This is a genomic window from Pseudomonas sp., assembly GCF_036387035.1.
GTDB lineage: Bacteria > Pseudomonadota > Gammaproteobacteria > Pseudomonadales > Pseudomonadaceae > Aquipseudomonas.
Window position 1 is genome coordinate 1 of the sequence record NZ_DASVUM010000085.1, and the last position, 12,532, is coordinate 12,532.

The window sequence follows — 12,532 nt, forward strand, 5'->3', positions numbered from 1 at the left end:
CAGAAGGGTTTGAGAAACGCCGCGTCACTGGCCACGCCGTAATAGTGAATGTTCTGCCGATAAGGCATATTGGCGACCTGCGCGTTGCTGCACTGGCCAAATGACCCTGACGGGCACTCTTCCGAGTACGTGACCTCGGTCTTCTGATCCTTGAGCTGGGGTTTGCAGAACCCGTTATGGAACAGGTCTGGCGGGATGTTCAGATTCTCCTGACAGACCTTGACGTCCACTCGCTCGCCTTGGCTGTGCACGACGCACGACTCAGCCCAGACCTGCGACGACGTTAGTGCCGCCAGCACCCACACCAGCCGCATGGGCAGCCACCTTGCTCGCATCATTACCTCCGTCAGCGCTCATTTCAGGAGCGGTCCCAAGAATGGCCGACATACTGCAGAACATTCCCACGCATGTCATTGCTGGCCCGTTGGGCGCCGGCAAGACAAGCCTGATCAGCCACCTCCTTAAACAGAAACCTGAGGGCGAGCGCTGGGCTGTTTTGATCAATGAGTTCGGCCAGATCGGCCTGGATGCCGCGCTGCTCACGACCGGCGACGATGGTATCGCACTTGGCGAAGTGGCTGGCGGTTGCCTGTGCTGCGTCAATGGTGCCCCTTTTCAGGTTGGCCTCGGCCGGTTGTTGCGCATGGCCAGACCGGATCGCTTGCTTATCGAGCCGTCCGGGTTGTGACATCCGGTCCAGTTGATCAGGCAACTAAACGAGGCGCCCTGGGCCGGCGTTCTGGCGATTCAGCCCGGTGTCATGGTGCTCGACGCTCAAGCGATTGCCGACGGCAAAGTGCTGCCGGATGCGCAGCGAGAGGCCATGCCGCAGATGGGCCTGCTGGTGCTGAACAAGTCTGAAGGGCTGGACGCAGCAACGCGAAAGGCGATTGTCGACGCGCTGCCGGCGAGCGCACTGTGCTGGACGGATCGCGGCGCGTTGCCTCTGGATTCGTTGCCGGGTATTGAGGTGTACGCCTCGACTGGCGCGGGAAAGCTGGCCGTCCCCCGGTCGTTGGCGCAACTCCCTGCATCGTGGGCGGACCCGACGGTGCCAATCTGTCTGAGCCAGCAGCAGGCAGAAGGCTGGAGCATTGGCTGGCGCTGGCACCCTGATTGCGTCTTCGACGCTGCGAAAGTCCGGCTTTGGCTGCAAATCTTGGGCTGGCGGCGCGCCAAGCTGGTTATCCGCGGCGAAAAGGGATGGGTCTCAGGGAACGCGCTTAACGGGAGCAGACTGGATTGGGCGCCCAGCGAGTGGCGCAAAGATTCCCGGCTCGAGTTGATCTTCGACGAGCCTCAGGATGATGCCGTCTTGCAGAGGGCGCTGACGGCTTGTCTGGTCTGAAGCGAGTTATCCGCAGAAGATCACTGCTTCCACTTGTTGTGTTCCTGACGCCATTGGCTCAGCTGAATGATTTCCGCGGTGGGCTTCGGGTCTTTGATCTCGAACGGGTAGGGCGCCAGTTCTATCTGCGCGGCATGAGCGCCGAACATGGTGATCGTGCCCGGATGACGATGCTCACCGGTGACCGTGAACTCAAAGTTATACACCCGCGCCAGGCGCTTGCGGCCTTCATTGTCGCGCCTGAAGGCGACGCGTTTCAGCGCCACGTTGCCGTCGAGCAACTCGAGGTCTAGTTTGGCGCAGTGCTGTTTGACGCGTTCGAGCGCCCGTTCACGCAGACCATGGGCGTGCCACAGCCAGGCGCCGGCAGTCGCCAGCAGCATGAGGACAAAAATGTTACCCAGGGTCAGCATGGAAAAAGAACTCCAACAGAAGGCTTGCAGCTTAACTGTGTCGGGTGACAGACAGCCATAGCCCGAAAGTTTAATTTCGCTTCACTTCGTCCGGCATCGCCACTACTGTGCTTTCCCGGTCTCAGGAACCTGCCATGAAACGTACGCCCCATCTACTCGCCATCCAGTCGCACGTCGTGTTTGGTCATGCTGGCAACAGCGCAGCCGTGTTCCCTATGCAGCGTATCGGCATCAATGTCTGGCCGTTGAATACCGTTCAGTTCTCCAATCACACACAGTATGGACATTGGGCGGGGGAAGTCCTGGCGCCGCAGCACATTCCGGCCTTGGTCGAGGGGATTGCCGCGATTGGCGAGCTGGGCAATTGCGACGCAGTGCTGTCGGGTTATCTGGGAAGCGCCGCGCAGGGGCGAGCGATTCTGAGCGCAGTTGCGCAGATCAAACGCGCCAATCCGCGCGCCCTCTATCTGTGTGATCCGGTGATGGGGCATCCAGAAAAGGGCTGCATCGTGCCGCAAGAGGTCAGCGATTTCCTGCTGGACGAAGCCGCTGCGGTCGCTGATTTTCTTTGCCCGAATCAGCTGGAACTGGACAGCTTCTGCGACCGCAAACCCGAATCGTTGCCTGATTGCGTGGCCATGGCGCGAGGGCTGCTGGCGCGAGGGCCCAAGGCGATCGTCGTCAAGCACCTGGCCTACCCGGGGAAACCTGCTGACAGCTTTGAAATGCTGCTGCTGACCGAGCACGAAATCTGGCACTTGCGCCGACCGCTGCTGGCATTCCCTCGGCAGCCGGTCGGTGTAGGCGACCTGACCTCTGGTCTGTTTCTGTCCAGGGTTCTGCTCGGCGATGACCTGCGCAGCGCTTTTGAGTTTGCGGCGTCAGCGGTGCATGAAGTGCTGCTGGAAACCCAGGCCTGCGGCAGCTACGAGCTGGAGCTGGTGCGCGCGCAGGACCGAATCGCCCATCCGCGCGTCAGGTTCGAAGCGGTCCGGCTGTAAGCCGAACCCGGTGCTGGCTTAAACCGGCTCATCCTTTATTTCACGATAACGCTTCTCCAGTTCCTGACGGATCTGGCGGCGTTGTTGTGCCTGCACGTAACGGCGCTTGTCTTCGCTGTTGGCCGGCGTCAATGGCGGCACGCTGGCCGGTTTGCGCTGGTCGTCCACCGCCACCATGGTGAAGAAGCAGCTGTTGGTGTGACGAACCGAGCGCTCGCGGATGTTCTCGGTCACCACCTTGATGCCCACTTCCATGGACGTATTGCCGGTGTAGTTGACGGACGCCAGGAAGGTGACCAGCTCGCCGACGTGAATCGGCTCACGGAAAATCACCTGATCGACCGACAGCGTCACGACATAGCGTCCCGCGTAACGGCTGGCGCAGGCGTATGCCACTTCGTCGAGGTACTTCAGCAGCGTCCCGCCGTGCACGTTGCCGGAAAAGTTGGCCATGTCCGGGGTCATCAATACAGTCATCGACAGCTGGGCGTTTCCGGGTTCCATAGCGTGCTCACGGTCTAAAAAGGTCAGGAGGCACCCTGTTCAGGTGCTCGAATGCAGATTGGCTACAAAGCCATCGATACCGGGACGCCAACGGCCGCTCCGCCGTCACGCCCTGCACCCATCTGTTTCCATATATTGCACTGGCTTTTCCTGCTTTTGTGCGGTGTTAACCTGCCCAAGCCCTTGGATGGGGTAAATCCTGCGTTTCGGTCAGAATTTTCGGGCTTTGTTGGCGAGTTTTCGTACAGCAGTCGTCTCTCTTTCGGACGGATACGCGCATTTCACCAACTGCCAGCAGGAGCAGCGCCCATGCATGCCATCAGTTTTATTCAAGACCTGGCCGTGATCATGCTCGTTGCTGGTGTCGTTACGGTGCTGTTTCATCGGCTCAAGCAGCCCGTGGTGCTGGGCTATATCGTTGCTGGCTTTATCATCGGCCCGCACACCCCGCCTTTCGGCCTTATTCATGACGAGGACACTATCAAGACCCTCGCCGAACTGGGCGTGATTTTTCTTATGTTTTGCCTTGGGCTGGAATTTAGCCTGCGCAAGCTGTTCAAGGTGGGTGCAACGGCTTTCATTGCCGCTTTTCTCGAAATCATGCTGATGATCTGGATCGGCTATGAAATCGGCCAGTTCTTCGCCTGGAACACCATGGATTCGCTGTTCCTGGGCGCCATTCTGGCGATCTCCTCCACCACCATCATCGTCAAGGCGCTCAACGACCTGAAGATGAAGAACCAGCGCTTCGCCCAGTTGATCTTTGGCGTGCTTATCGTGGAGGACATACTCGGCATCGGCATCATCGCGCTGTTGTCGGGCATCGCCGTGAGCGGCACGGTCAGCTCCGGGGAGGTGTTCTCCACGGTGGGCAAGCTTTCGCTGTTCATGATTGTCGCCCTGGTTATCGGGATTCTGGTCGTGCCGCGATTGCTGGCCTATGTCGCGAAGTTCGAAAGCAACGAGATGCTGCTGATCACGGTTCTGGGCCTGTGTTTCGGGTTTTGCCTGCTGGTGGTGAAACTTGAGTACAGCATGGTTCTGGGGGCCTTTTTGATCGGCGCAATCATGGCCGAATCAAAACAGCTGGCGAAGATCGAGCACTTGGTCGAGCCTATCCGTGACATGTTCAGCGCCATCTTTTTTGTCGCGATCGGCTTGATGATCGATCCGAAGATTCTGCTCGATTACGCGTGGCCGATCGCAGTCATTACCGTCGCTGTGGTGCTTGGCAAGATGATTTCATGCGGGCTTGGCGCTTTTATCGCAGGTAACGATGGCAAGACTTCGTTGCGCGTGGGAATGGGGCTGTCACAGATCGGCGAGTTTTCCTTCATCATCGCAGCGCTGGGAATGACCCTCCAAGTTACCAGCAATTTTCTCTACCCCGTCGCCGTGGCGGTGTCGGTCATCACGACGCTGCTGACGCCTTATCTCATCCGCGCAGCAGATCCGCTCTCCCATACGCTAGGCGCCATTGTTCCTGCACGCATGGCGCGGGTGTCTGGCCACTACGGAGAGTGGCTGCGCAGTATTCAGCCCCAGGGGCAAGGCGCGGTGCTGGCCGCCATGATCCGAAAGATCCTGCTGCAGGTCGGCGTCAATCTGGCGTTAGTCATCGCTATCTTTTTTAGCGGAGCGTTCTTTGCGGAGAGGATTGGCGTTTATTTCAGCGACTGGGTCAGCGATGTCGGGCAGCAAAAAGCCTGGATCTGGGGTGCGTCCTTGCTGCTTTCGCTGCCGTTTCTGATCGCTGCCTATCGCAAGCTCAAGGCGCTGTCGATGCTGCTGGCAGAGATGAGCGTAAAGCCGGAGATGGCGGGCAGGCACACAGCGCGCGTCCGGCGGGTGATCGCCGAAGTGATCCCGCTGCTGTCATTGGTGGTGATTTTCCTGCTCATCGCCTTGCTGTCGTCCAGCATGTTGCCGACGCGCGAGTGGCTAATGCTGATAGGCGTCGTGGCTGCCGTCGTGGCCGCCGTGTTGTGGCGCTGGTTCATTCGGGTGCACACACGCATGCAGATCGCGTTGCTGGAAACCCTGGGCAACCACCCTGAGACCTGAGACCTGAGCCTTGAGGCACGCGCCTCAAGGCTATGTGAACGCGCGGTTATCTGTCTCAGCTTTCCAGCCAGACGTCCCGCGCCCAGTGCCAGACGGACTCCCAGCTTTCTTCGGTCACGAGTTCTTCTTCGCCAGACCACAGCACCACGGTGCCGTCTTCTTCAACGCAGTAGTAATCTTCGCCGTCCTGACAGATCGGGATCAGCTCGCGCGGTACGCCAATGTCCCAAGCCGTCGCCGCCACTTCCGGCAGATACGTGTGCGAGCCCGGATCAGTGACAGTCACAGGCTCAAGGCTGCCGTAGACCACATCGCTGACGGTCAGCAAGAACTCCTTGAAGACGAAGGGGATATTGATGAACAGCTGCTCTTCAACCTCGACCAGTTGGTCTTCATCAGGCAGCTCGAGCGGGACGGGGACCGGCTCATTGGCTTCACGGAGTTGTTCGATGACTTCTTCCACGACGTGGATCCTCTAACGATTTGCGCGGTTTATACAGTAGCTCAAACGCATCGCCAAATTAACTTGGCTCTATAAAAAACAGAACCCCGGAACAAGTCCGGGGTTCATTTGCAGCGGCTCAGCGGTATTAGCCGTTTTGGCGGATACCTGCCACCAGCCAGGGCTGGTTGTCGCCCTGGGCGCGTTCCATGTTCCAGCTTTCGCTGAACACTTCGCCCTGATCGAAGCGCGACGACTTCGACACACCGTTGAACGTCAGCGTAGCGATAGTCTTGTCGGCGCGGTCGTCCAGGCCTTCAAGCTGCACGGTGAGGTTGTCGATGAATGTCGACTGGAAACCCTCACCCAGATCGGCGCGTTCTTTTTTCAGGAACTGCAGCATCTGCGGGGTCACGAACTCGGCGATCTTGTCCATTTCGTTCGCGTCCCAGTGCTGTTGCAGCGACTGGAAGTGGCTACGCGCTGCTTCAAGGAAGCGCTGTTCGTTGAACCAGGCCGGCGCGTCGATAACCGGACGGGCTGCCGCTGCTGGAGCGGAACCGCCGAAAATCGAGTTCTGTGCCGGTTGTGGCTGTTCAAAGGTTTCACGCTGATATGGAGCACCAGCGGGAGCCATCTGTGGCTGCTGTTTGCGCCGACGCGCCGCGATGAAGCGGAAGATCACGAACGCGATGATCGCCATGATCAGGATGTCGAAGAACTGCATGCCCTCGAAGCCCCCGCCCATGAACATGGAAGCCAGAAGGCCACCGGCGGCGAGGCCGGCCAATGGGCCCAGCCACTTGGAAGCACCGCTTGCGGCAGGCGCAGGACGCCCGGCGGCGTTGGGTGCTGCGGCAGGCGCAGAAGGTGCTGTTTGGCGCGCCTGGTGACTTGGCGCCGAGCCCATGCTCTTGCCACCACCGAAACGCGCAGCATTGACATCGAGGCTCATGGTGAGCCCGATAATCATTGCCAAAGCGATGCTCAGAAAACGTTGCATAAGGGAATTCCCGTTTGTGGATTGCACGCGCGCCATGTTGCACAGGACAAATGGGGATGACCAGCAGCCATATGTTTCCGGCTTTTGCGTGATTCCTCACCTGCCTGTCCCACTTGGGTTGTAGGCAGGTAAAGAAAGTTCTGTAGGAAATATGGGGGGTGGATGTGGGAATGCAAGGGCTGCATCAACGCATCGTCAGTTGCCGATCAAACGGGCTCCAGCTTCGCGTAGCCCAGCATCAGCCACTTGCTGCCTTCCGAGAAATTGACCTGGACCCGTGCCTGAGCCCCTGAACCCTCGAAGTTGAGGATCACGCCCTCGCCAAATACCGCATGCTGCACGTGCTGACCCAGGGAGAACTGGCTCTGAGGAATGGCTTCGCCATCGAACAGACGACTCGGGGCCATGGTTTTCGAACCGCCGAACGGGCGGGTCACGCTGTTGGACAGCCGCACTTCCTGAATCAGGTTGGGCGGCACTTCCCGTACGAAGCGCGAGACCTTGTTGTAGGTTTCGCTTCCGTACAACCGTCGGGTTTCAGCGTAGGTCAACACCAGGTGCTGCATGGCGCGGGTGATGCCGACGTAAGCCAGACGACGCTCTTCTTCCAGACGGCCCGGCTCTTCCAGACTCATCTTGTGCGGAAACAGGCCCTCTTCCATGCCTACCAGGAACACGTACGGAAACTCCAGACCCTTGGCGCTGTGCAGCGTCATCAACTGAATGCTGTCTTCGTGCTCATCGGCCTGGGTATCGCCTGCTTCAAGCGAGGCATGGCCGAGGAACGCCGCCAATGGCGTCAGGTCCTCTTCTTCCTCGCTGTTCTCGAAGGCGCGCGCCGCGCTGACCAGTTCCTCAAGGTTTTCCACCCGGGCCTGGCCTTTCTCGCCTTTCTCTTCCTTGTGGTAAGTGATCAGGCCGGACTGCTCGATGACCGTTTGGGTCATCAGATGCAGTGGCATGTCTGCGGCCTTGGCGGCGAGGTTTTCGATCAGCTCGATAAACGCGCCCAGCGCACCCGCCGCACGACCGGCCAGCCCTTTGTTGGCGACCAGGAGACGCATGGCCTCCCACATGGAAACGTCGGCATGGCGGGCGTGCTCGCGGATGGCTTCGACGGTTTTTTCGCCAATGCCGCGTGGCGGAACGTTGATCACCCGTTCCAGCGCCGAATCATTACCGCGCCCGTCCAACAGGCGCAGATACGCCATGGCGTTTTTGATCTCGGCCCGCTCGAAGAATCGCTGACCGCCGTAAATGCGGTACGGGATGCGCTCGCGCAGCAAGGCTTCTTCAAGCACTCGGGACTGGGCGTTGGAGCGGTACAAAATGGCGATGTCACTGCGCGCAAGGCCGGTCTTGATCGCGCTTTCAATGGTCTCGACCACGTAACGCGCTTCGTCGTGTTCGTTGAACGCGGCATAGAGGCTGATCAGCTCCCCATCACCGACGTCAGTCCACAGCTCTTTGCCTAAACGGCCGCTGTTGTTGACGATCAGGCCGTTCGCGGCCTTGAGGATGCTCGCGGTGGAGCGATAGTTCTGCTCCAGGCGAATCGTCTCGGTGTCGGGGAAATCATCGGAATACTGGTGAATATTCTCAATCTTCGCGCCGCGCCAGCCATAAATGGATTGATCGTCGTCGCCGACCACCATCAGGCTGTCGCCACCTTGTGCGAGCAGGCGCAACCAGGCGTATTGAACAGCGTTGGTGTCCTGGAATTCATCCACCAGCACATGCCGGAAACGACGCTGATAATGCGCAAGCAGGCTCGGATTGTCGCGCCACAGGTCCAGGGCGCGGAGCAGTAGCTCGGAGAAGTCAATGACGCCGGCACGCTGACAGGCCGCCTCATAGGCTTCGTACACCGACTTCATGGTGGTCAGGAACAGATCACCGGAAGCCTGAATGTGCTTGGGACGCAGCCCCTCGTCCTTCTGGCCATTGATAAACCACTGTGCCTGCCGTGCTGGCCAACGCTGTTCATCCAGATTCAGCTCACGCATGACGCGCTTGACCAGTCGCTGCTGATCGTCGCTGTCGAGGATCTGGAAGCTCTGGTTCAGGCCCGCTTCCTGCCAGTGTGCTCGCAGCAAGCGATGCGCCAGGCCGTGGAAGGTGCCGACCCACATGCCGGCCGGGTTGATGCCCATCAACTGTTCGATGCGATGGCGCATCTCGGCAGCGGCCTTGTTGGTGAACGTCACCGACAGGATCGAGTGCGGCGAGGCGTTTTCCACCTGAATCAACCAGGCGATACGGTGCACCAGCACACGGGTTTTGCCGGAACCAGCGCCGGCCAGGACCAACTGACGACCCACGGGGGCAGCTACGGCCTGGCGTTGGGCATCGTTGAGGGAGTTAAGCAGAAGGGAGAGGTCATCGCGCATCGGGGCATTCTAGGGTGCCGTGAGGGCGTGGGCAAACCCTAACGCCGGCCGGTCGCGAATGTTGTCTGTCCGGCCTTTGCCGTCTGTAGATTTTATTTGATGACTGTTTGGTCTCGACGATCCCTTGTGTATCCTCCGCGCACGTTCAAGGCCACCTATTATAAGAACCGCCATGACCTTCAGCTTCGAAGCCCCGGCAGGCGTTATGGCGACACGACGTGTCATCTGCAAGCAGTTCGCGACCCAGCTTGCCGTCGAGCGCACCCGCCTTCTTTATCAGGGATCGCTGCTGCCGACCCTGTTCATGTTCATCAACGGTGTGCTCTGCGCGTGGCTGCTCTGGAGCCCGGAGCGTTACGTGCTGGTCGGCGTATGGCTGGGATGGCTGTCAGCGCTGGTGTGCCTGCGCGTGCTGCAAGTCGCTGCGTTCAGCTCGGCATCGCTTGAGCGGCGTGCACAACCGCTCTGGAATCGCATGTTTCTGGCCGGCGCCTGCGTCAGCGGCTTTACCCTGTCCAGCGCTGCACTTGTGCTGGTTCCAGCGCAAAGCCTTGCTCAGCAAGCGTGGGTGTTCGGCCTGATCGGCGCTGCGACGCTGTCGGCCAGCGTGGCGTATGCAGTGAGCATCCCGGCGTTCCTGACGTTTACGCTGCCGTGTCTGCTGCCGCCCATCCTCTATCTGTTCTGGGTCGGCGACGCGCAGCTGCACGGTTGGGGCTGGCTGGGCCTGATTGTGCTGTTGGCGCTGATCGTGGTCGCCGCGCAGGTCAACCGGTTGATCGAGCGAGGTCTGATCCGGCGATTTCAGAACGTGGCGCTCATCGAACATCTGCAGCAGGCGCAGACCGAAAGCGACGAACTCAACCGTGAGCTGACGCGTCAGTACGAAGAGCGCACCCGATATCTGACCCATTACGATGAGTTGACCGGCCTCGCCAATCGAGCGTTGTTCAACGAGCGGCTGCGCGAGGCTATTCAGCGCGCGCGGCATGGCGGCCGGACGCTGGCGCTGCTGCACATCAATCTTGACCGCTTCAAATTGCTCAACGACGGCTTGGGCCACGACATCGCTGATCAACTGCTGCGCCTTGTTGCGCGCCGGCTGAATGCCCAAGTGGCGGATGCCGATACCGTTGCGCGCTTGTCGGCTGACGAGTTTGCCGTGTTGTTCGACAGCCACGGCAATCTGACCACGCTGGCCCGGATCACAACACGCCTGCTGGCAAAGCTGCGCTCGCCCATATCGGTGTCGGGTCATGAGCTGGTTGTCAGCGCCTCTATCGGCATCGCCTTACTGCCCGGTTCTGCCCGGGACACTGCCGCATTGGTCAGCCAGGCGAATATGGCCATGCAGCACGCCAAGCATCTAGGCGGCGATAATTTCCAGTTCTACACCGAAAGCCTTGAGGCGCGGACACCCGGTCGTTTACAGCTTGAAGTTCAGCTGCGCCGCGCCATCGCAGAAGGGCAACTGGATGTCTTCTATCAGCCAAAGCTGGAGCTGGAAAGTGGGCGGTTGAACTCAGCGGAGGCACTGGTGCGTTGGCGTCATCCCGAGCGCGGTGTGATCTCGCCTGGCGAATTCATCGGTCTGGCGGAGGAAACCGGCCTGATCGCCAACATCGGTGAATTCGTGCTGCGCAAAGCGTGTCATCAGGCCTGCGAATGGCAGCGAGAAGGCCTCGCCCCGATCAGGGTATCGGTCAATCTGTCCGTGCATCAGATGCGCCAGGGCAAGTTGGTCAGCCTTGTGCGTCAAGTGCTCGAAGAGACCGGGCTCAAGCCTGAATACCTGGAACTGGAACTCACCGAGAGTCAGTTGCTTGAGAGCGTCGAGCACGTCATCACGACGTTCCAGCAGTTGCGCGCCCTCGGCGTAAGGTTGGCCATCGACGACTTCGGCACCGGTTATTCCTCGTTGAGCTACTTGAAACGATTTCCTGTGCACTGCGTGAAGATCGACCAGGCTTTCATTCGCGGGCTGAATGAGGGGGCGGAAGACGCAGCGATCACCAGGGCAATCATTGCGATGGCCCATAGTCTTGATCTCAAAGTGGTCGCCGAGGGTGTGGAAGACTGCCAGCAGCTGGAGTTTCTCAGGGCTCAAGGGTGCGACGAAGTCCAAGGCTATTTGATCAGCCGGCCCGTGGAGGCCGATGTCTTGGGCGGCATCCTGCGCAGTCGGTTGGCCGAAGCCTGGAGTCCTGTGCGAAAAGCCCTACACTGCAAAGCGACCTGAGCCTCAGCAATGATCGGTCGACCTCGGGAAGATCGTTTAACTGTGCGGTTTGCAGGTCATGTAGTATAACTACAAGAAAGCTACAGCCCGGCCCATCCTTCACTTGAGTCCTGCCCTTTGAATCTGTTGCAGCACATCGCCCAGTCACGCCATCTCTTGCGCAAGTCGGAGTTGAAAGTAGCCGATCACGTGCTGCTCGATCCGGCGGCCGTGATGCACAGCTCCATGGCCGATCTGGCGCATGCGGTGGGTATCAGTGAGCCGACCATCGTGCGTTTCTGCCGTGCCATCGGCTGCACCGGTTTTCAGGACCTGAAACTCAAGCTGGCGCAAAGCCTGGCCGCCGGTGCGAGCTTCGGGCAGTTCGCCATTCACGAAGACGATTCGGTCGCCGATTACAGCCTGAAGATTTTCGACACCACGCTGCATACGCTGATAGAAGTTCGCGAAAAACTCGATCCTCACGCCTTGCAGGCAGCGGTGACGGTCATGGCTGCAGCGCATCGTGTCGAGTTCTATGGTTTCGGCGCGTCAGGCGCGGTCGCGGCTGACGCTCAACATAAATTCTTCCGATTGCTGCTGACGGCGGCGTCCTACTCGGATCCGCACATGCAGGCGATGTCAGCCGTGACGCTCAAGCCCACCGATGTTGCGGTGTGCATCTCCCAGTCGGGTCGTTCGAAGGACCTGCTGATCACGGCCAATCTGGTGCGCGAAAGTGGCGCCAACCTCATCACTCTGTGCCCGAGTCAGACGCCGCTGGCCGAGCTGTCCACGGTCAATCTTGCCATCGACGTGCACGAAGACACTGAAATCTACACGCCGCTGACCTCACGCATCGCGCACCTCGTGGTGATCGATGTCTTGGCGATGGGCGTCGCGATGGCGCGCGGTCCAAGCCTGGTCAATCACTTGAAGAGCGTGAAGCGCAGCCTGCGCAGTCTGCGGTTGTCGCCGAAGTCGATCAAATCCTCCGAGGATTGAGCACTCGCTGCGCAGTGCTGAAACCTTCACCAACCTGTAACGCTTCCGACGCCTGATCGTCACCGCTTCCCGGCACTCTGTACTCCCGCACACGAATGGGAGACAGGATATGCCTCGGCACTACGATGACTCGCAGCAGCACAG

Annotated in this window: 10 protein-coding genes and 1 pseudogene; 5 read left to right on the forward strand and 6 right to left on the reverse strand. The window is 59.6% G+C overall.

Annotation, left to right across the window (positions count from 1 at the left end; genetic code table 11):
* The coding region (locus VF672_RS07615; RefSeq protein WP_331103251.1) for an NADH:ubiquinone oxidoreductase at window positions 1-335 on the reverse strand (335 nt) is incomplete at its 3' end.
* A gap of 50 nt (window positions 336-385) precedes the next feature.
* Between VF672_RS07615 and VF672_RS07620 the strand changes: the two are divergent.
* Window positions 386-1,348 (forward strand): annotated as a pseudogene (locus tag VF672_RS07620) (CobW family GTP-binding protein).
* A gap of 20 nt (window positions 1,349-1,368) precedes the next feature.
* On the opposite strand, the gene VF672_RS07625 reads toward VF672_RS07620, so the two are convergent.
* A complete protein-coding gene (locus VF672_RS07625; protein ID WP_331103253.1) occupies window positions 1,369-1,761 on the reverse strand; it encodes a DUF3301 domain-containing protein in 393 nt (130 codons plus the stop codon).
* A 134-nt stretch (window positions 1,762-1,895) separates the two neighbouring features.
* Between VF672_RS07625 and pdxY the strand changes: the two genes are divergently transcribed.
* Window positions 1,896-2,762, forward strand: a complete 867-nt coding sequence (gene pdxY / locus VF672_RS07630) for a pyridoxal kinase PdxY (protein WP_331103255.1) — start codon at window positions 1,896-1,898, stop codon at window positions 2,760-2,762.
* 18 nt (window positions 2,763-2,780) lie between these two features.
* On the opposite strand, the gene VF672_RS07635 is transcribed toward pdxY, so the two are convergent.
* Window positions 2,781-3,266 (reverse strand): acyl-CoA thioesterase, encoded by a 486-nt coding sequence (locus tag VF672_RS07635; RefSeq protein ID WP_122534219.1) that lies wholly within the window; start codon window positions 3,264-3,266, stop codon window positions 2,781-2,783.
* Between the two features lie 309 nt (window positions 3,267-3,575).
* Between VF672_RS07635 and VF672_RS07640 the strand changes: the two genes are divergently transcribed.
* Complete coding sequence (locus tag VF672_RS07640) at window positions 3,576-5,330, forward strand: cation:proton antiporter (protein ID WP_331103269.1); 1,755 nt, start codon at window positions 3,576-3,578, stop codon at window positions 5,328-5,330.
* Window positions 5,331-5,385: 55 nt separating this feature from the next.
* Here VF672_RS07640 and VF672_RS07645 read toward each other — a convergent pair whose 3' ends face one another.
* The 3 genes from VF672_RS07645 to uvrD form a co-directional block, all read right to left on the reverse strand.
* Window positions 5,386-5,793, reverse strand: a complete 408-nt coding sequence (locus tag VF672_RS07645) for an SMI1/KNR4 family protein (RefSeq protein ID WP_065988140.1) — start codon at window positions 5,791-5,793, stop codon at window positions 5,386-5,388.
* A gap of 127 nt (window positions 5,794-5,920) precedes the next feature.
* Window positions 5,921-6,775: a Tim44 domain-containing protein gene (locus tag VF672_RS07650; RefSeq protein WP_331103262.1), complete on the reverse strand. Its 855-nt coding sequence runs from the start codon at window positions 6,773-6,775 to the stop codon at window positions 5,921-5,923.
* A 206-nt stretch (window positions 6,776-6,981) separates the two neighbouring features.
* Complete coding sequence (uvrD, locus tag VF672_RS07655) at window positions 6,982-9,165, reverse strand: DNA helicase II (protein WP_331103264.1); 2,184 nt, start codon at window positions 9,163-9,165, stop codon at window positions 6,982-6,984.
* A 172-nt stretch (window positions 9,166-9,337) separates the two neighbouring features.
* Here uvrD and VF672_RS07660 point away from each other — a divergent pair, with 172 nt between their 5' ends.
* Window positions 9,338-11,404 carry a putative bifunctional diguanylate cyclase/phosphodiesterase gene (locus VF672_RS07660; RefSeq protein ID WP_331103266.1) on the forward strand — a complete coding sequence of 689 codons (2,067 nt, stop codon included), beginning with the start codon at window positions 9,338-9,340 and terminating at the stop codon, window positions 11,402-11,404.
* Window positions 11,405-11,521: 117 nt separating this feature from the next.
* Window positions 11,522-12,388, forward strand: a complete 867-nt coding sequence (gene hexR / locus VF672_RS07665) for a transcriptional regulator HexR (RefSeq protein ID WP_065988147.1) — start codon at window positions 11,522-11,524, stop codon at window positions 12,386-12,388.
* The last annotated feature ends 144 nt before the right edge of the window (window positions 12,389-12,532 follow it).